Source organism: Brevibacterium sp. FME37, from assembly GCF_014897485.1.
GTDB lineage: Bacteria > Actinomycetota > Actinomycetes > Actinomycetales > Brevibacteriaceae > Brevibacterium.
Genome location: NZ_JABUYE010000001.1, coordinates 233006 through 252852 on the forward strand (window position 1 = coordinate 233006; position 19847 = coordinate 252852).

The 19847-nt window shown below is 63.6% G+C and carries 18 protein-coding genes; all 18 read left to right on the forward strand.

Going from position 1 to position 19847, the window contains the following annotated elements; all coding sequences use genetic code 11:
* Positions 1 to 52: 52 nt before the first annotated feature.
* Complete coding sequence (gene rpsD, locus INT29_RS01000; protein WP_101570332.1) at positions 53 to 694, forward strand: 30S ribosomal protein S4; 642 nt, start codon at positions 53 to 55, stop codon at positions 692 to 694.
* 234 nt (positions 695 to 928) lie between these two features.
* Positions 929 to 3583, forward strand: a complete 2655-nt coding sequence (gene alaS / locus INT29_RS01005) for an alanine--tRNA ligase (RefSeq protein WP_193070472.1) — start codon at positions 929 to 931, stop codon at positions 3581 to 3583.
* Positions 3580 to 4056, forward strand: coding sequence for a Holliday junction resolvase RuvX (gene ruvX, locus INT29_RS01010; RefSeq protein WP_101570330.1), 477 nt, complete (start codon positions 3580 to 3582; stop codon positions 4054 to 4056). The genes alaS and ruvX overlap by 4 nt, the downstream gene beginning before the upstream one ends.
* Positions 4053 to 5195: an endolytic transglycosylase MltG gene (mltG, locus tag INT29_RS01015; protein ID WP_193070473.1), complete on the forward strand. Its 1143-nt coding sequence runs from the start codon at positions 4053 to 4055 to the stop codon at positions 5193 to 5195. Before ruvX ends, mltG begins: the two co-directional genes overlap by 4 nt.
* Positions 5192 to 6217, forward strand: coding sequence for a shikimate dehydrogenase (locus tag INT29_RS01020; RefSeq protein ID WP_193070474.1), 1026 nt, complete (start codon positions 5192 to 5194; stop codon positions 6215 to 6217). The genes mltG and INT29_RS01020 overlap by 4 nt, the downstream gene beginning before the upstream one ends.
* A gap of 27 nt (positions 6218 to 6244) precedes the next feature.
* A complete protein-coding gene (locus tag INT29_RS01025; RefSeq protein ID WP_193070475.1) occupies positions 6245 to 6994 on the forward strand; it encodes a prepilin peptidase in 750 nt (249 codons plus the stop codon).
* A 10-nt stretch (positions 6995 to 7004) separates the two neighbouring features.
* The gene (gene aroC / locus INT29_RS01030; RefSeq protein ID WP_101570326.1) at positions 7005 to 8210 is read left to right on the forward strand and encodes a chorismate synthase; all 1206 of its coding nucleotides are present in this window, start codon (positions 7005 to 7007) and stop codon (positions 8208 to 8210) included.
* Complete coding sequence (locus tag INT29_RS01035; protein ID WP_101570325.1) at positions 8207 to 8830, forward strand: shikimate kinase; 624 nt, start codon at positions 8207 to 8209, stop codon at positions 8828 to 8830. Before aroC ends, INT29_RS01035 begins: the two co-directional genes overlap by 4 nt.
* An 80-nt stretch (positions 8831 to 8910) precedes the next feature.
* The gene (gene aroB / locus INT29_RS01040) at positions 8911 to 10026 is read left to right on the forward strand and encodes a 3-dehydroquinate synthase (protein WP_101570324.1); all 1116 of its coding nucleotides are present in this window, start codon (positions 8911 to 8913) and stop codon (positions 10024 to 10026) included.
* Between the two features lie 123 nt (positions 10027 to 10149).
* Positions 10150 to 10710 carry an elongation factor P gene (gene efp / locus INT29_RS01045; RefSeq protein ID WP_101570323.1) on the forward strand — a complete coding sequence of 187 codons (561 nt, stop codon included), beginning with the start codon at positions 10150 to 10152 and terminating at the stop codon, positions 10708 to 10710.
* Positions 10711 to 11118: a transcription antitermination factor NusB gene (gene nusB, locus INT29_RS01050; RefSeq protein WP_101570322.1), complete on the forward strand. Its 408-nt coding sequence runs from the start codon at positions 10711 to 10713 to the stop codon at positions 11116 to 11118.
* A gap of 110 nt (positions 11119 to 11228) precedes the next feature.
* Positions 11229 to 11780, forward strand: a complete 552-nt coding sequence (pyrR, locus tag INT29_RS01055) for a bifunctional pyr operon transcriptional regulator/uracil phosphoribosyltransferase PyrR (protein WP_101570321.1) — start codon at positions 11229 to 11231, stop codon at positions 11778 to 11780.
* Positions 11777 to 12757 (forward strand): aspartate carbamoyltransferase catalytic subunit, encoded by a 981-nt coding sequence (locus tag INT29_RS01060; protein WP_101570320.1) that lies wholly within the window; start codon positions 11777 to 11779, stop codon positions 12755 to 12757. The genes pyrR and INT29_RS01060 overlap by 4 nt, the downstream gene beginning before the upstream one ends.
* A complete protein-coding gene (locus INT29_RS01065; RefSeq protein ID WP_193070476.1) occupies positions 12750 to 14069 on the forward strand; it encodes a dihydroorotase in 1320 nt (439 codons plus the stop codon). Before INT29_RS01060 ends, INT29_RS01065 begins: the two co-directional genes overlap by 8 nt.
* Positions 14054 to 14548: a hypothetical protein gene (locus INT29_RS01070; protein WP_101570318.1), complete on the forward strand. Its 495-nt coding sequence runs from the start codon at positions 14054 to 14056 to the stop codon at positions 14546 to 14548. The genes INT29_RS01065 and INT29_RS01070 overlap by 16 nt, the downstream gene beginning before the upstream one ends.
* On the forward strand, positions 14545 to 15696 hold the full coding sequence (carA, locus tag INT29_RS01075; RefSeq protein ID WP_193070477.1) for a glutamine-hydrolyzing carbamoyl-phosphate synthase small subunit: 1152 nt from the start codon (positions 14545 to 14547) through the stop codon (positions 15694 to 15696). The genes INT29_RS01070 and carA overlap by 4 nt, the downstream gene beginning before the upstream one ends.
* Positions 15697 to 15704: 8 nt before the next feature.
* Positions 15705 to 18980 (forward strand): carbamoyl-phosphate synthase large subunit, encoded by a 3276-nt coding sequence (gene carB / locus INT29_RS01080; RefSeq protein WP_193070478.1) that lies wholly within the window; start codon positions 15705 to 15707, stop codon positions 18978 to 18980.
* Complete coding sequence (gene pyrF, locus INT29_RS01085) at positions 18980 to 19837, forward strand: orotidine-5'-phosphate decarboxylase (RefSeq protein ID WP_193070590.1); 858 nt, start codon at positions 18980 to 18982, stop codon at positions 19835 to 19837. Before carB ends, pyrF begins: the two co-directional genes overlap by 1 nt.
* Positions 19838 to 19847 lie beyond the last annotated feature (10 nt).

Sequence of the window (19847 nt, forward strand, 5' to 3'; positions counted from 1 at the left end):
AACCGTGTCGACTAGGGCGAGAACCTATGGCCGGTCGAGACACACTACATTGATGAAAGGTAATACTGTGCCAGCACCAGCACGTAACCGCCGGATGACGCGCGTCTCGCGCGCCCTCGGCATGCCGCTGACTCCGAAAGCGGAGAAGTACTTCGAGCGTCGCCCGTATCCTCCAGGCGAGCACGGCCGCGCACGTCGTCGCAATGACAGCGACTACTCGGTCCGCCTCAAGGAGAAGCAGCGTCTTCGCGCCCAGTACGGCATCCGCGAAGCTCAGATGCTCAAGATCTACAAGGAGTCCAGCCGCCTCTCCGGTCTGACCGGTGAGACCATGGTCGAGCTCCTCGAAATGCGTCTCGACGCCCTGGTTCTGCGTTCGGGCTTCGCCCGCACCATTGCCCAGGCGCGTCAGTTCGTCGTGCACCGTCACATCACCGTTGACGGCCAGCGCGTCGATCGTCCTTCATTCCGCGTGAAGGAAGGACAGACCATCCAGGTTCACGAACGCAGCGCATCGATGGATCCGTTCCAGGTCGCCGCAGCCGGTGGACACAAGGATGTTCTCCCTGCAGTTCCGGGTTACCTCAACGTCAACCTCGAGGGTCTGCAGACCACTCTGGTTCGTCGCCCCAAGCGCGAAGAGGTCCCTGTGACCGTCGACGTTCAGCTGGTCGTCGAGCACTACTCGCGCTGATCACCCCAGAGGGATCGCACGGCATCAACTGCCCGGAACGTCGAGTTCCGGGCAGTTGTGCATTCACCCCCAGATCAGCACGCCGGTCAATCACCGACCGGAACTGAAAGCTGACCTGGAGGTGACCCGCGGGTCGGCGGCGCGCAGCGTCGACACCTCGCATAATGTGGATGAGCCACTAAACTAATCACTGATGAGTGCAAGAGTGCACACGCAAGATGTGAAAGGCCATGGATGAAGACGGCAGAGATCAAACAGCGCTGGTTGGACTACTTCGAAGCGAACGGGCACGCAGTCGTCCCCTCAGCGTCGGTGATCAGCTCCGATCCATCGATCCTGTTCAACATCGCGGGAATGGTGCAGTTCATCCCGTATCTCACCGGTCGGGAGCCCGCCCCGTTCAATCGCGCTACGAGCGTCCAGAAGTGCGTGCGCACCGGTGACATCGAAGAAGTCGGCAAGACCACCCGACACGGCACCTTCTTCCAGATGAATGGCAACTTCTCCTTCGGCGACTACTTCAAGCGCGAAGCCATTCGCTTCGCCTGGGGTCTGCTGACGAATTCCGTTGACGACGGCGGGTTCGGCTTCGATAAGAACCGTCTGTGGGCAACTGTCCATGAAGACGACATTGAGACCATCGATCTTTGGCTCGAAGAGACCTCGATTCCGCGCGAGCGCATCCAGCCGCGCGACAATGAGGACAACTTCTGGCACACCGGACAGCCTGGCCCTGGTGGCTACTGCTCCGAGATCTACTTCGACCGTGGCCCGGACTACGGTGTCGAAGGCGGCCCCGTGGCCGATGAGGACCGCTACATCGAGATCTGGAACCTCGTGTTCATGGAGTTCGAACTCAGCGAGGTTCGCTCCAAAGTCGACTTCGATATCGCCGGCGACCTCCCCGCTAAGAACATCGACACCGGTATGGGGCTCGAACGCGTCGCCTTCCTGCTCCAGGGTGTCGAGAACATGTACGAGATCGACGAGGTGTTCCCCGTCATCGAGGCCGCCAGCCGCCTCTCCGGCCACCGCTACGGTAACGATCATGAGGCCGATGTGCAGATGCGCGTCGTGGCCGACCATGTGCGTTCGTCTCTCGTCATCATCGGCGACGGTGTGCGTCCCGGAAACGAAGGTCGCGGCTACATCCTGCGCCGTCTCCTGCGCCGCGCTGTGCGTGCGATGCGTCTCCTCGGCGTGACCAGTGAGGTTCTGCCGGAACTGCTGCCGGTGTCCATGCAGTCGATGAAACTCTCCTACCCCGAGCTGGAGACCGACTTCGATCGCATCTCCCGTATCGCCTATGCCGAAGAGAAGGCCTTCCTGCGGACCCTGGAATCGGGCACTCAGCTGTTCCAGAACGCTGCGGCCTCGCTTCCGGAGTCGAACAAGACACTGAGCGGCGACGTCGCATTCGCCCTCCACGACACCCACGGATTCCCCATCGACCTGACCCTGGAGATGGCTTCCGAACAGGGTGTGAACGTCGACGAAGAGGGCTTCCGCGCCCTCATGAGCGAACAGCGGACACGTGCGAAGGCCGATGCGAAGTCGAAGAAGGGCGGGGGGCACGCCGACCTCTCCGCGTACTCCGCACTGCTCGAAGACGGTGCCTCCGAGTTCGTCGGCTACGACCGGCTCGAAGCTGACTCCCGGGTGCGCGGAATCGTCGTCGACGGACTCGCTCAGGAAGTCCTGACTACGGGACAGACCGCAGACCTCATCCTCGACCTGACTCCGTTCTACGCCGAAGCCGGCGGTCAGCGCGCAGACATCGGCCAGATCAAGGGCCATGGCTTCACCGCAAGCGTCCTCGACGTGCAGAATCCCATCAAGGGGCTGCCCGCACACAGGGTCGAAGTCATCGACGGTGAGATCCACGTCGGTGCCGAAGTCCTGGCCGTCGTCGACCACGACCACCGGTTCCAGGGCTCGCAGGCTCACACCGCCACCCACCTCGTCCACGCTGCCCTGCGCGAGATTCTCGGCACCCATGCTGTCCAGGCTGGTTCGATGAACCAGCCTGGCTACATGCGCTTCGACTACTCCTTCCCTGAAGCTCCGAGTCAGCAGATGCGGGCAGAGATCGAAGACGTCGCGAACCTCGCGGTGCGTTCCAACTATGAGGTCGGCACGGAGTTCCTGCCGTTCGAGGACGCCAGGAAATCCGGTGCGATGGCACTCTTCGGCGAAAAGTACCCGAACATCGTGCGCGTCGTCGACATCGGCGGGCCCTTCTCCCGTGAACTCTGCGGTGGTACCCATGTCGGTGCCTCGTCCGAGGTCGGTCCGATCTCCGTGCTGTCCGAAGCTTCCGTAGGCTCCGGTGTACGCCGCATCGAAGCTGCTGTCGGCATGGACGCATTCCGTTCACTGGCCGCCGAACGCAGCATCGTCTCCTCGCTCTCCGACATGCTCAAGGTGCCCGGAACCGATGTGCGCGAACGCGTCGGGGATCTGATGAGCAAGCTCAAGGACGCGGAGAAGGAGATCGCGCGCCTGAACTCCCAGCAGCTCCTGGCTTCGGCCGGGAAGTTCCTCGACAACGCTGAAACCGTGGGATCGACGTTGTTCATCGTCGCCGAACTCGGCGAGGTCTCAAACGCCGGAGACATCCGCACCGTCGTCACTGACCTGCGCAGCCGCGTCTCCGAACGCTCCGCCGTGGTTCTTGGCATAGGGACCAGCAATGGAAAGCCCGTCGTCGTGGTCGCCACGACTCCCGCCTCACGAGAGGAAGGTCACCAGGCCGGCAAACTCGTCTCCCTGGCCTGCGGTGAACTCGGCGGCGGTGGAGGCGGAAAACCCGATCTCGCCCAGGGCGGCGGCAGCGATGTCGCCGCGATCCCAGCATCCATTGCAGCGGTCAAGGCAGCCCTCCAGTGAGTTTCCGCCGAGGCCGACGTGTGGGCCTCGACATCGGTTCGGTGCGCATCGGGGTGGCCAGCAGCGACCCTGATGGCATCCTCGCCACACCACTGACCGTGGTGCGGCGGACCGACGAACCCGCTGCGCTGCGCGCGCTGCGGGACATCATCGACGAATACGAGCCGATCGAACTGCTCATCGGGGACCCGAAATCCCTCGATGGAGCGGCCCGGGCGGCGGCAGCCACTGCTCTCGAGTTCGCCAGACGGATCAGCGTCGCCACGTCGACACCCATCCGTCTCGTCGATGAGCGCTTCACCACGGTCGAAGCTCATCACGCCCTCGCAGCTGCAGGGAAGAACTCGCGGCAGCGCCGTGAGATCGTCGACGCCCAAGCTGCTGTGATCATCTTGCAGAATGCCCTCGAATTCGAACACAACACCGGTGAGCCAGCCGGTCGAGCAATGCCCGACGAGGAGAGTGAGCAATGAGCCCGTTCCCAGGCGAGTTCTCGGAAGACGAAGGGCTGTCCAGGTCCGATCTCAAAGCAAAGAAACACCGCCGGATGCTGCGCAGGCGGCGGACGACGGCCATCGTCGTCATCTGTGTGCTGGTCTTCGGCATCGGCGGATTCTTCGGCATCAGAGCCGCAGGCGGAGTCTTCGACGACCTGTTCGGACCGAAGGGCGATTACGAGGGCGCCGGCACCAGCGAAGTCTCGATTGACATTCCACCGGGGTCCTCAGCGCGCTCGGTGGCCAACCAGCTTGTCGAAGCCGGAGTGATCATGAACTCCGAACCGTTCCTCGATGAGGTCGAACGTCGCGACATCACGATCCAAGCCGGCCCGATCATCATGCGCGAGAAGATGAGCTCCAAGGCAGCGGTCGAGGCGATCGTCAATCCGATCAAACCTCCCAAGATCACGATCGCCGAGGGGCGCAAGATCGACCAGATCAAATCTACGATGGTCGAATCGGGAATGAAGGCCGAAGCGGTCGACAAAGCCATCGACGACAAGACCCCGAAGGACTACGGCCTCGACGTCGATGCCCCCAGCCTCGAAGGGTATCTGTACCCGGCGACCTACGATCTCAACAAAGACAAGACCGCCGAGGACATCGTGTCCGACATGGTCGACAAGACGAAGACGGAGATCGAGAACGCTGACATCGACCTCGACGATGCGAATCGGATCATGACCCTGGCCAGCCTCGTCGAAATCGAATCACCCGGCGATGAAGAGGTCCGGAAGAAGGTCGCGCGCGTCTTCCTCAACCGAATCTCGGATGACTCGAAGACCGGCAAACTGCTCCAGTCCGATGCGACCGTCGCATATATCCACGGTGCCCGCAGTGACCTGACGACGACGAAGAAGGAGCGCAAGTCCAACAGTCCGTACAACACGTACAAGAAGAAGGGTCTGCCTCCGGGGCCGATCAATTCGCCCAGCTCCGGCGCAGTCGACGCCGCCCTCAACCCGACTAAGGGGGACTGGCAGTTCTTCGTAGCCACGAACCCGGACACCGGGGAGACCAAGTTCGCCGACACCTTCGACGAGCACCGGAAGAACGTTGAGATCTACCGGAAGTGGCTCAAGGAGCACGGAGAGGACAAGGGCGACAAATGACGATCTCGGCAGCGGTGCTCGGTCGCCCGATCGCCCACTCCAAATCGCCGCTGCTGCATCGTGCGGCGTTCCACGCTCTTGGTCTTCACGGCAGCGAATACACCAGCTTCGACCTCGGCGCCGATGAACTGGAAACCTTTCTGGCCGCTCATCCAAGCCAGGTCGGGTTCTCTGTCACGATGCCTCTGAAGGAACGGCTTGTCGAACTTGCGCTCACCCACGGGTGGGGCCTCGATGACACGGCGACGCTGACCGGAGTGGCGAACACCTTGGTTCGCCGGCACGGGGTGACATCGGTGGCCAACACCGATGTGCAGGGAATCGTGCGCGCGTTGACCCCGGGCCTGACCACCTGCCGGGGAGGCGCTGTCACCGCTGCGATATCGGCCGCGGTCGTCGTCCTCGGCGCGACAGCAGGTGTGAGCACCGCCGAACATGACGGTGCCGACAGGGCGACGATTCTCGGTGCCGGGGCCACCGCAGCCTCGGCGCTGATGGCCTGCCACGAACTGGGCATCACCACGGTCGAATTCCTCGTCAGAAACCCTGACCGGGCCCGCCGAGTCCTGGAACTCAGCGCACGGCTCGGGATGTCGGCGAACACCGCACCGCTGAAACTGATCGAACCCTCTGCAGTGGTCATTTCGACTCTGCCCGCCGAGGCTGTCCCGCAGCTGGAATGGTCACCGGGCTTCCGTGGTGGAGTGGCCCTAGACGTCGCCTATGCCGCCGAGTCCGGGTTCCTTAATGCAGCGAAATCACACGGACTCATCTGTGTCGAAGGCACTGTGATGCTCGTTGAACAGGCCGTCGCACAGTCGGAGATGTTCATCGCCGCCACCGAAGCAACGGAGGTCGCAACAGCGGAAGCAGCGGATGCTCCTGCCAACCCGACCCGGGACGCAGACCGTCGCGCTGTGATCACAGCAGCCATGTATCGCGCGCTCGAACACCAAACCGGACCGTCAGACGAGCGACCGTCAGATGACCTCCCGGCGGACGACCGACCAGCAGGCGACTGACCACAAGGACGGGAAGGGCGGGCGAGGGTGGACAGCGGAGTTCTCCACGGGTGGCCGATCGTTGCCACAGCAGTCTTCAGCGCCGTCCTCGGCGTTCTCCTGGCCTGCGCCCGATCATGGTGGCTGGCCGATGACAAACACTTCGCCGTCCTTTCCAGAACTCGCCTCTTCCGCCCCCTGCCCCTGACAATCTTCGGCACGGTCCTCGCTGTTGCCGCGGCTCTGTTCTTTCCCGGCACGGACACCACACTCGATTCCGGCCTCACACGTCCCGGAGCCGATTTCGGGACCTTCGACCGGCTGCTCCTGGCGTTGAGCCTGGGCGCAGCCGCTGCAGCCACGCCGTTCCTCGTCATCGTCGACATCGTCGTCCACCGGCTGCCTGACCGGATCGTGTATCCGCTCATCGGCACCGAACTGCTCGTCCTCGTTCTCGGGCAGCTGCTGGGGGAGTCTCCGATCTGGGCCCTCGGCCTCATCGCCGGTGCTGCTGGAGTTCTGTTCTTCGGTTCCCTCTACCTGATCGGACGGGTGCTGCACGCACGCACAATGGGCCTCGGCGACGTCAAACTCGTCTTCATCGTGTTCTGCGTGCCCACCCTTTTCTCCGCCTGGGCACCGGCGCTTGTCTTCATCATCATGATGCTCATCGCGGGCATCGTGGCCCTCATAACCGCCGCTGCAAAGCGCAGTCTGAGGGCGACGACGATCGCATTCGGGCCCGCGATGTTATCCGGAATGTGGTTCGGGGCGGTACTTGCGCCAAACATTTTGTAGAATCGGTTGAATGTTGAGATGGCTGACTGCAGGCGAATCCCACGGCGAAGCGCTGACTGGGATCATTGAGGGGCTTCCTGCCCACGTTCCTATCACCAGGGAAGATATTCGCGCGAGCTTGGCGAGGCGCCGCTTGGGCTACGGCCGTGGAGCACGGATGAAGTTCGAAGCCGACGAGGTTCGACTCCTCGGCGGAGTCCGGCACGGTCAAACACTGGGTTCACCGGTGGCTGTTGAAGTCGGGAACACGGAATGGCCCAAATGGGAGTCCGTGATGAGTCCTGACCCGATCGACGAGGACGAGCTCGCCGGGCAGGCGCGCAACGCCCCGCTGACCCGACCGCGGCCGGGTCACGCCGATATCGTCGGTATGCAGAAATACGGATTCGACGAAGCACGACCGATCCTCGAACGCGCCTCCGCACGGGAAACCGCAATGCGCGTGGCGCTGGGCACCATCGCCTCGAACTTCCTGGGCGAGCTCGGCATCACCCTGGTCGCCCACACCGTGGCCATCGGGACCGCCGAGAATGCCGTGGATTCCGCCACGGAACCTTCCTTGCCCCTGGCCTCCGATGTGGATGCCCTCGACGCCGATCCTGTGCGCTGCTTCGATCCCGATCTCTCGGCCCGCATGGTCACCGAAATCGATGCGGCGAAGAAGGCCGGTGACACGTTGGGCGGAGCCGTCGAGGTCCTCGCCTACAATCTCCCGCCCGGGCTGGGGTCGCATGTCCACTGGGACCGTCGCCTCGACTCCCGACTCGCCGGGGCCCTGATGGGCATTCAGGCGATCAAGGGCGTTGAAATCGGCGATGGCTTCGAGACCACGAAGCGCCCCGGATCGGCCGCCCATGACGAGCTCGAGGTGGGCGAGGACGGGATCCGACGCGTGAGCAACCGTGCCGGCGGCACCGAGGGCGGAATGTCGACGGGCGGCCCGCTGCGCGTCCGGGCAGGCATGAAGCCCATCGCCACGGTGCCCCGCGCTCTGGCAACCGTCGACGTCGTCACCGGTGAACCTGCGAAGGCCAACCATCAGCGCTCCGACGTCTGCGCGGTTCCGGCCTCCGGCGTCGTCGCCGAAGCGATGGTTGCCCTGGTGCTCGCCGAGGCAGTGGTGGAGAAGTTCGGCGGAGACTCCGTGGCCGAGACCAAACGGAACCTGGATGCCTACGTGGCCGCCATTCCGGAGAACCTTCACATCGGCCAATGACACAGCGCCCGCACCCGAAACCGGTTCCTCCGCTGGAACCGGTCCCGGCATCGCAATCACGCATCGTCCTGACCGGGCCGCCCGCAGCCGGCAAGTCCACGATCGGTCGGCTATTGGCGGATCGGCTCGATCTGCCGCTCATCGACACGGATGCCAACATCGTCGACAAATACGGTGTCATCGCAGAGATCTTCGTCGACCGCGGTGAGGACTATTTCCGGCGGATCGAACGCGAGGTCGTCCGGCGTGCCCTGCGTAGGCTGCTCGACCGTCCAGGCATCGTGTCCCTGGGCGGGGGAGCGATCCTCAATCCGGGCACCCGAGCCCAGCTGGGGCATCCCGCGATCAAGGTCGTGCACATCGATATCGACGTCGACACCGTCATGACGAGGCTGAATTCCCCGCACCGGCCGCTGCTGCGCGGGGCAGGAACTCCGGTGGAGAACTGGCTGTCGCTGGTCAACGAGCGTGAGCCCCTCTACGATCAGGTCGCCACGTTCCGTGTCCATGCGTCGAATTCCCATCCCTCGACCATCGTCAACCGCGTCGTCGACGTCCTCACCGGCCTGCAGCGAGCCGAGGAGTATGCCAAGTACTCGGGCCGCGAGTCGGAGAGTTAGGCTTGGGGTCGCAACAGGTTCGTAAGTTCAGCCAACGCGGCCATGACATGCCCGGAGGCAGCAAAGGGGAAAGTGCACGAATGAGTCTCACACGCATCAACGTCGAAGCCGGCGGAAACTATCCGGTTCTCGTGGGGCAGGGTCTCCTGGGCGAACTTCCCGAGCTCCTCGGCCCCCGGGTCGAGAAGGTGCTCGTTATCCATCCGCGGGCTCTGCGTGCCACCGGAGAGACGGTTCGTGACGATCTGCGTGCAACCGGTCTCGATGCGATCGTGGCTGAGATCCCCGACGCCGAAGAAGCCAAGCACGTGCAGGTCGCCTCGTTCTGCTGGCAGGTGCTGGGGCAGAGCGACTTCACCCGCAGCGATGCCATCATCACCGTGGGCGGGGGAGCCGTGTCCGACCTCGGCGGCTTCGTCGCAGCAACCTGGCTGCGCGGAATCTCCGTCATCCACATTCCCACCACGGTGCTGGGAATGGTCGACGCGGCCATCGGCGGTAAGACCGGGATCAACACCGCCGAAGGCAAGAACCTCGTCGGTTCCTTCCACGCGCCCTCCGGTGTCCTCGTCGACCTCGACACCTTGCAGACCCTGCCGGAGAACGAACTCTTCACCGGTCTCGCCGAGGTGGTCAAGACCGGTTTCATCGCCGATCCCGCGATCCTCGATCTGGTGAGCAACCATTCGAAGGCTGAGATCGCCGAGGTGGAAGGCCCCGTCCTGCGCGAGCTCATCGAACGTGCGATCGCAGTCAAGGCCGAGGTCGTCGCCGATGACTTCAAGGAATCCGGGCGCCGAGAGATCCTCAACTACGGACACACCCTGGCCCACGCCATCGAGCACAAAGAGCGCTACCAGTGGCGCCACGGCGCCGCGGTCTCCGTGGGCATGGTCTTCGCCGCCGAGGTGGCCGCGATGGTCAAGAGCCTTCCCCCTGAGACCGTCGACCTCCACCGTGAGCTGCTGACCAAGCTGGGCCTGCCCGTGGCCTACCGTGCCGATGTCTGGCCGCAGCTGTTGGAGACGATGAAACGAGATAAGAAGGCACGTGGCTCCATGCTGCGCATGGTGCTTCTGAGCGAAGTGGGCGCGCCCGCCACAGTGGAGATCCCGGACGTCTCGATCCTCCACACGGCCTACCAGGAGATCGGGGAGGACTCTCCCCGCGTCATGCTCGGAACCGACCTGGGCTGAGGCCCGAGATGGCAGGCCCTGCAGGAGCTTGCTAGAATTGCTGTTTGGCGAAACTGCCCGTTGTCGCCAGACACACCAAATCACCTCGCGGTGGCCAAGACTGACACGAAGAAGGACGGATTAGTGGCTTCAACCAACGACCTGAAGAACGGCCTTGTGCTCAATATCGACAAGCAGCTGTGGCAGGTGCTGGAGTTCCAGCACGTCAAGCCCGGCAAGGGTCCGGCATTCGTCCGCACCAAGCTCAAGAACGTCATGTCCGGCAAGATCATCGACAAGACCTTCAACGCCGGAACCAAGGTCGAGACAGCCAATGTCGACCGTCGCGATATGCAGTACCTCTACCATGACGGCACCGACTACGTGTTCATGGATGCCGAGGACTACGACCAGGTCAGCATCCCGCCAGACCTCGTCGGCGATGCCGCCAACTACATGCTCGAGAACCAGAATCTGCAGATCTCCTTCCACGAGGGCACTGCCCTGTCTGTGGAGCTGCCGCCTTCGGTTGAGCTGTTGATCACCCACACCGAACCAGGCCTGCAGGGTGACCGGTCGACTGGTGGATCCAAGCCTGCAACGCTGGAGACCGGCTACGACATCCAGGTGCCGCTGTTCCTCGAAGAGGGCACCAAGGTCAAGGTCGACACCCGCAACGGCGACTACCTGGGTCGCGTCAAGTAAGTGTCAGCGCGTACGCGGGCCCGACGTCGGGCCCTGGAACTGATGTTCGAGGCAGGACAACGTCGCCTCGACACCGAGCAGGTCGTGACCATGCGGTCCAACGACCCCGATTATCCGATGAAGGCCTACGCGGTCGAGATCGTCGAAGGAATCACGAGTCATCGTGAGGAGATCGACGAGATCATCGCCACCTACGCTGAGGGCTGGACCCTGGAGCGGATGCCGGCCGTGGATCTGGCGCTGCTCCAGATCGGGACCTGGGAGATCCTCTTCAACGATGAGGTGCCCGACAAGGCGGCAATCGACGAAGCCGTGTCCCTGGCCAAGCAGTTCTCAACGGATGACTCACCAGGCTTCATCTCAGGACTGCTCTCACGCGTCCTGGACGTCAAGCCGACCCTGATCTGAGTCCGCGGGTCCGGAATCCGGACCCGCGAACCGAGCCGAATCGGCTGAGGTCTACAATCGAATCGAACCACTCCTTTAACCACCGTCCGGAGAGGCGGAGAAGGGGAAGCATGACACAGCGAACAGTGCTCGATGCCCCAGATATGAAACGGGCAATGACCCGTATCGCCCACGAGATCATCGAGTCCAACAAGGGCAGCGACGACCTCGTTCTTCTCGGAATTCCGCGCCGCGGCGTTCCTCTGGCCACTCGTCTGGCAGAGCAGATCGCCTCGATCTCGGCACGACCTGAGATGGCCGGCGAGCTCGTCGGCAGCCTCGATATCACGATGTACCGTGACGACCTGCGCAGCGGTGCCTACCGTGCACCTGAACCCACCACTATCCCCGCCGACGGCATCGATGCCAAGACCGTGGTCCTCGTCGACGATGTGCTCTTCTCCGGGCGGACGATCAGAGCAGCCCTCGACGCGCTCTCCGATCTGGGTCGTCCGTCCAAGGTCCGCCTCGCCGTCCTCGTCGATCGGGGCCACCGGGATCTGCCGATCCGCGCCGATCACGTCGGAAAGAACCTTCCCACCTCCAACAGTGAACGCGTCAACGTCTCCCTGCTCGAGATCGACGGAGAAGACGGCGTCACCATCTCGGGAGGTCGCGAATGAAACACCTCCTCGACACCATCTCCTTAAGCCGTGAAGAAGCTATCTCGATCCTCGACATCGCAGAGGAGATGACTCAGGTCTCCGAACGTGAGGTCAAGAAGCTTCCCGTCCTGCGCGGACGCACCGTCGTCAATCTCTTCTTCGAAGACTCGACCCGGACCCGGCTGTCCTTCGAAGCCGCGGCCAAGAGGCTCTCAGCAGACGTCCTCAACTTCTCTGCCAAGGGCTCTTCAGTGTCCAAGGGCGAGAGCCTGCAGGACACCATCCAGACGATCTCGGCAATGGGAGCCGACGCTCTCGTCGTTAGGCACCCCGGCTCGGGCACTCCGCATCGCCTGGCCCACACTGGCTGGATCGACGTTCCCGTCGTCAACGCCGGCGATGGCACCCACGAACATCCGACACAGGCGCTGCTCGACGCCTTCACCCTGCGTCGTGCCCTCGGCGGGTTCTCCGCCTCAGGCGCTGTCAAAGAGGGCCCTCGCGGACGCGGACTCGACGGGGCGAAAGTCGCCATCGTCGGTGACGTTCTCCATTCCCGGGTAGCCCGCTCGAATGTCCACCTGCTGGCCCGCCTCGGCGCCGAAGTCCACCTCGTGGCACCGCCGACTCTGCTCCCGTGGGGTGTCGAGAATTGGCCCGTGACACTCCACTACGACCTCGACGAGGCCCTGCACAGCGAAGACTTTGCGGCCGTGATGATGCTGCGTGTCCAGAACGAGCGCATGCACGAATCGTTCTTCCCCAACGAACGCGAATACGCACGACTGTGGGGACTTTCGGCAGCCCGGCTGGCCGGACTGCCGAAGGAGACTTTCATCATGCACCCGGGGCCGATGAACCGCGGCTTCGAAATCTCAGCGGCAGCAGCCGACTCACCGCGTGCCCTCATTCTCGACCAGGTCGAGAACGGAGTGAGCGTGCGAATGGCGGTCCTGTACCGCCTCTTGACGGGCCAGGAGGGAACCAATGAATGATTATCTGATCCGCGGTGCGAATGTGCTGGGCCAGGGAATCGCCGATATTGCGGTCAGGGAATCGACGATCGTCGACCCCGAACTGCTCGATCCCACGAGCCGCGATGTGGAGGTCGTGAGCGCTGAGGGGCTGATCGCCCTGCCCGGGCTCGTCGACATGCATACGCATCTGCGCGAGCCCGGAAAAGAGGACGCGGAGACGATCCTGAGCGGATCACGCTCGGCCGCCTCGGGCGGGTTCACCTGTGTTCATGCGATGGCGAACACGGCCCCGGTGGCCGATACTGCAGGCGTCGTCGAGCAGGTCCACCGGCTCGGCCGGACCGCCGGCTACACCGAAGTCGTGCCCATCGGAGCTGTGACCATCGGCCTGGAGGGGAAGAATCTCGCAGAAATCGGAGCCATGGCCCGTTCGGCGGCTCGAGTCAGGATCTTCTCCGACGACGGCATCTGCGTCTCAGACCCGCTGCTCATGCGCCGGGCCCTCGAATACGTCAAGACATTCGACGGAGTCATCGCCCAGCACGCCCAGGAACCGCGCCTGACCGAAGGCGCGCAGATGAACGAGGGAGTCGTCTCGGCTGAACTGGGACTGCCCGGCTGGCCGGCCGTGGCCGAGGAATCGATCATCGCCCGCGATGTGCTCTTGGCCGAACATGTGGGCTCACGCCTGCACATCTGCCACGTATCGACCAAGGGCAGCGTCGACATCATCCGGTGGGCGAAGTCCCGCGGAGTCGAGATCACCGCCGAGGTCACCCCGCACCACCTGATGCTCACCGACGAACTCGTCCGCAGCTTCGACCCCGTCTACAAGGTCAACCCACCGCTGCGCACGGAAGCCGACGTGACCGCCCTGCGCGAAGCGCTGGCCGACGGCACGATCGATGTCATCGGCACCGATCACGCCCCGCACACCGCCGAGCACAAATGCAGCGAGTGGACGGCTGCGGCCATGGGAATGGTCGGCATGGAGACCGCGCTGCCCATCGTCGTCGAGGCGATGCGCAACTACGACTTCGACTACGGAGACCTTGCCCGCGTCATGTCCGCAACACCGGCACGGATCACAGGGGCCACCGGTCACGGCAGCCTCGAGATCGGTGCGAGCGCGAACATCGTCCTCATCGACCCGGCCTCCACACACACGATCGTGCCCGAGGACCATGCCACGAAGGGCCGCAACAATCCCTTCGCCGGACTCGAGGTCTCCACCTCGATCACCGACACCTTCTTCTACGGCCACCGGGTGCTCTCCGGCGGCGAACTCAGCACACCCCACCCGGCAGGAGCATCATGGACAGACCAGTAAGCGTCATCATAATCGCAGTCGTCTTCCTCCTCCTGATCCTTGCGATCACCTGGGGCTGGAGCCGACGAAAGAAGAGCCAGACCGAAATGCCGCAGCCTGCGAAACCGCACATGGGAATCAAGGCCGTCTCCGATCCCGTCGAAGGATCCTACGTATCGACGACCTTGGCCGGGCACCCACTCGAACGAGTCGCCGTCCACGGCCTCGGCATCCGCACCACCGGAGAGATCGTCATCACCGATGGGGGAGTCGTCATGGACCTCGCCGGACGTGAGGACTTCCTGATCCCCAGGCGCGATATCGTCTCCGTCGACACCACCGCCGGGATGATCGGCAAGTTCGTCGAACGCGGCGGAATCGTGCGCATCACCTGGCGGCTGGGGGAGACCCTCGTCGACACAGGCTTCCGCGCCCGCTACTCCGCCAGCACCACACCCACCGTCGCCCGCATCCGCGAAATGATCGAAGAGGCACAATGAGACTGTCCACCACACCCGCTGTCCTCGTCCTCGAAGACGGACGCACCTTCCGCGGCTCCGCATACGGGGCCGTCGGCGAGACCCTGGGCGAAGCGGTCTTCGTCACCGCAATGTCGGGCTATCAGGAGACCCTGACCGACCCGTCCTACCACCGTCAGATCGTGATCCAGACGGCTCCGCACATCGGCAACACGGGAATCACCGATGACGACGACGAATCAGCCAAGATCTGGGTGGCCGGCTACGTCGTCCGCGACGCCTCCCGTGTGTCCTCGAACTGGCGCTCCATCGGAGACCTGTCCACGCGCCTCGAAGAATCAGAGATCGTGGGCATCAGCGACGTCGACACCCGCGCCCTGACCCTGCACCTGCGTGAAGCGGGAGCCATGCGCATGGGCATCTTCTCCGGCCCTGCCGCCGAGGTTGAGGACAAAGAGCTGCTGGCCAAGGTTCAGGCCTCACCACACATGGCTGGAGCGAAACTGGCCGAAGAGGTCTCGATCACCGAGCCCAAACTTGTCCCCGCAGTCGGCGAGAAGAAATTCAGCGTCGCAGCCCTGGACCTGGGCATCAAGTCGATGACCCCCGAACGGCTGAGCGAACGTGGCATCGAGGTCCACCTGCTGCCCGCCACGACAAGTTTCGCGGAGATCCAGGCACTCGGCGTCGACGGGGTCTTCTTCTCCAACGGCCCCGGTGACCCCGCGACCGCCGATACCCAGGTCGAACTCCTCCGCGAGGTCCTCGGCGCGCAGATCCCGTTCTTCGGAATCTGCTTCGGCAACCAGCTGTTGGGCAGGGCATTGGGCTTCGGCACATACAAACTGCCCTTCGGCCACCGCGGCATCAACGTCCCCGTCATGGATCGCACTACCGACAAGGTCGAGATCACCTCGCAGAACCACGGCTTCGCCGTCGACGCACCCCTAGACGGCGAGACACAGGCCCCGCACGACGCGAGCTTCGGTCGCGTGCGCGTCTCCCACGTATGCCTCAACGATGACGTGGTCGAAGGGCTCGAATGCCTCGACATCCCCGCGTTCTCCGTCCAGTTCCATCCGGAGGCTGCAGCCGGACCCCACGACTCGAGCTACCTGTTCGATCGATTCATCGACCTCATGTCCGCTTCCCCGGTCGCACAGGCCTAAGGAGAACCATGCCACTCAGACAAGATCTCACATCCGTCCTCGTCATCGGCTCCGGTCCCATCGTCATCGGCCAGGCGTGTGAATTCGACTACTCGGGCACCCAGGCCTGCCGTGTGCTGCGCGAAGAGGGCCTGCGCGTCATCCTCATCAACTCGAACCCCGCGACGATCATGACCGATCCCGACGTCGCCGACGCCACCTATGTCGAACCGATCGACCCCGACATCATCGAATCGATCATCGACAAGGAGCGCCCCGACGCGATCCTGCCGACCCTGGGCGGACAGACTGCGCTCAACGCAGCGATCGCGCTGCACGATGCGGGCACCCTCGAGAAGTACGGGGTCGAACTCATCGGCGCCGACGTCGACGCCATCCAGCGCGGCGAGGACCGGCAGAAGTTCAAGACCATCGTCGAGGAATGCGGCGCGGAATCGGCCAAGTCCATCATCTGCCACACCATCGACGAGGCACTGGCCGGGGCCGAAGAACTCAACTATCCCGTCGTCGTGCGTCCCTCGTTCACAATGGGTGGACTGGGATCGGGCATGGCCTATGACGAGAACGACCTGCGGCGAATCGCCGGCGCCGGTCTGGGCGACTCCATCACACACGAGGTGCTCCTCGAGGAGTCGATCCTCGGCTGGAAGGAATACGAACTCGAACTCATGCGCGACCACAAAGACAACGTGGTCGTCATCTGTTCGATCGAGAACGTCGATCCTGTCGGAGTACACACCGGTGACTCCATCACAGTCGCCCCGTCACTGACTCTGACCGACCGCGAATACCAGAAGATGCGCGACATCGGCATCGACGTCATCCGTGCAGTCGGAGTCGCCACAGGCGGCTGCAACATCCAATACGCCGTGGACCCGAAGACCGGACGCATCGTCGTCATCGAAATGAACCCCCGGGTCTCGAGGTCCTCGGCACTGGCCTCGAAGGCCACAGGCTTCCCGATCGCCAAGATGGCTGCCAAACTGGCCGTGGGGTATTCGCTCGACGAGATCCCCAACGACATCACACGGGTCACGCCTGCCAGCTTCGAACCGACACTTGACTACGTCGTCGTCAAGATCCCGCGATTCACCTTCGAAAAGTTCCCTGCTGCGGACCCGACGCTGACCACGACCATGAAATCCGTGGGCGAGGTTATGGCACTGGGCCGCAACTTCACCACCGCTCTGCAGAAGGCCATGCGGTCGATGGAGCAGCGCGACGCCTCATTCTCATGGTCCGATCTGCCCGACATCAGCGATGAGGATGTCAGAGAATCCGTCCTCGAAGCGATCTCGCATGCGACAGCCGACCGCATCCATTCTGTTCAGCGCGGACTGGCCGCCGGCCTGAGCAACGAGGAGGTCTTCGAAGCCTGCGAGATCGATCCCTGGTTCCTTGACCAGATCGAACTCATCAATGAGGTCGCCGAGTACATCTCCACAGCAGACGAACTCGACGCCCAGGTGTTCAAGGTCGCGAAGAACCACGGCTTCTCCGACGAGCAGATCGCGAGTCTGCGCACACTCGACACCGGCGTCGTCACCGGAGTCCGCCACGCGCTGCGTGTCCGTCCCGTGTTCAAGACTGTGGACACCTGCGCAGGCGAGTTCGCCGCACATACTCCGTACCACTACTCGAGCTATGACGAGGAGACCGAGGTCGCACCTCGCGAGAAGCCTGCCGTGATCATCCTCGGTTCGGGACCCAACAGAATCGGTCAGGGCATCGAGTTCGACTACTCATGCGTGCACGCGACCATGGCTATCTCCGAAGCCGGGTACGAGACGATCATGGTCAACTGCAACCCGGAGACCGTGTCCACGGACTACGACACCGCTGATCGCCTCTACTTCGAGCCGCTGACCTTCGAAGACGTGATGGAGGTCTACCACGCCGAGGTGGCCGCCGGTCCCGTACTCGGCGTCGTCTGCACCCTGGGTGGTCAGACCCCGCTGGGCTTGGCCGACGATCTCAAGGCCGCAGGAGTCCCGGTCCTCGGCACGCAGCCCGAAGCGATCGACCTGGCCGAAGACCGCGGCGAATTCGGCGCCGTCCTCGACCGTGCCGGTCTCACCGCACCGAAGCACGGCACCGCAGTGACGTACTCAGAGGCCGAGAAGATCGCCGAAGAAATCGGCTACCCGGTCCTCGTCCGCCCCTCGTACGTGCTCGGCGGCCGCGGCATGCAGATCGTCTACGACCGCACTCAGCTCGTGGACTACATGGCCACTGCCACGGAGATCTCTGTGGACCGTCCCGTCCTCGTCGACCGGTTCCTCGAGGACGCCATCGAAATCGATGTCGATGCCCTCTACGACGGCACCGACATCTTCATCGGCGGCATCATGGAGCACATCGAGGAAGCAGGAATCCATTCCGGCGACTCAGCCTGCGTGCTGCCGTCGCTGACCCTGGGCGAAGATGTGCTTGAGCGGGTCCGCACGGCCACATTGGCGATCGCCGAAGGCACCAACGTGCGCGGGCTGCTCAACATCCAGTTCGCGATCACCGCTGACGTGCTCCATGTCATCGAAGCCAATCCGCGTGCCTCCCGGACCGTGCCGTTCGTCTCGAAGGCCACATCCACACAGCTGGCGAAGGCCGCCGCACTCATCGCGGTCGGACGCACGATCGCCGATATGCGCGGAGGCTTGCTCCCGGAGACCTGCGACGGTTCGCGACTTCCACTGGATCATCCGATCGCGGTCAAAGAAGCGGTCCTGCCGTTCCGTCGGTTCCGGACTGTCGAAGGCAAGGTCGTCGATTCGATCCTTGGACCGGAGATGCGTTCGACCGGTGAGGTCATGGGCATCGACCACGACTTCCCGACAGCATTTGCGAAGGGGCTGCTGGGAGCATCGATCAAGCTGCCGACCTCCGGCACCGTGTTCGTATCCGTCGCAGACCGGGACAAACGTGCCATGGTCCTGCCGGTCAAGGAACTCGTCGACTTGGGCTTCGACGTGGTCGCCACAACCGGAACGGCAGCAGTCCTGTCCCGGTACGGCATCAAGACCACACAGGTGCACAAACACTTCGAGGCCGACGCCGAGGATCGCACGATCCTCGACTACCTGGCCGCCGGCACGATCGACATGGTCATCAACGTCCCATCCGGCCGTCAGGAAAGGGCAGACGGCTACGAGATCCGTGCCTCGGCGACCGCGCACTCCGTGCCGTTGATCACGACGCTCGCCGAGTTCGCTGCCGCAGTCACCTCACTCGAGGTCGTCCGTGACAAGACCTTCAAGGTCCGCAGCCTGCAGGACTGGAACTCGTGATGTTCGGTGCCCGCCTGCAGGCGGCCATGGACGAGCACGGGCCGCTGTGCGTGGGCATCGACCCCCATGACCATCTCCTCGAAGCCTGGGGCTTGCCGTGCACAGCGGAAGGGCTGCGTGAATTCTCTCTGCGCACGGTGACCGAGCTGGCGGGGAATGTGGCCGCGGTCAAACCGCAGTCAGCCTTCTTCGAGCAGTACGGATCGGCCGGAGTCGCTGTCCTCGAAGAGACCTTGGCGGCCTGCCGGGAACACGATCTCATCAGCGTCCTCGACATCAAACGCGGGGATATCGGGTCGACCATGGGAGCCTACGCACGCGCGTACCTGGACCCCGCCTCGGCGCTGGCAGCCGATTCGATCACGGCATCTCCGTATCTGGGATTCGGGGCGCTGGAGCCTGCCTTCGAGCTCGCGCAGACCCATGATCGGGGAGTCTTCGTCCTCGCACTGACATCGAACCCGGAAGGGGCAGAGGTCCAGCATGCCAGGCGCGGCGAGGCCGTCGAAGGCTTCGGAGACACCGTAGCCGGGTCGATCGTCGGCCAGGTCGCGCAGCGCAACTTGGCTGCCTCCCCACAGGGTCTCGGGCGCTTCGGTCTGGTCGTTGGTGCAACGATCGGATCCGCGGCCCGCGAACTCGGATTCGACCCGTCTGCATGTGGTGGGCCGATCCTGGCGCCGGGAGTCGGCGCCCAGGGAGCGGGCATCAGTGAACTCATCGGCGTCTTCGGAGCAGATGCGATCACTGCTAACCAGGTTCTGGCCACAACCTCACGCGCTGTGCTCGGTGCGGGGCCCGACGGGCTGCAGGCCGCAGCGAAAGCACTGAACCTATCCCTGAAACAGGTGGGCTGAGCCCAGATAC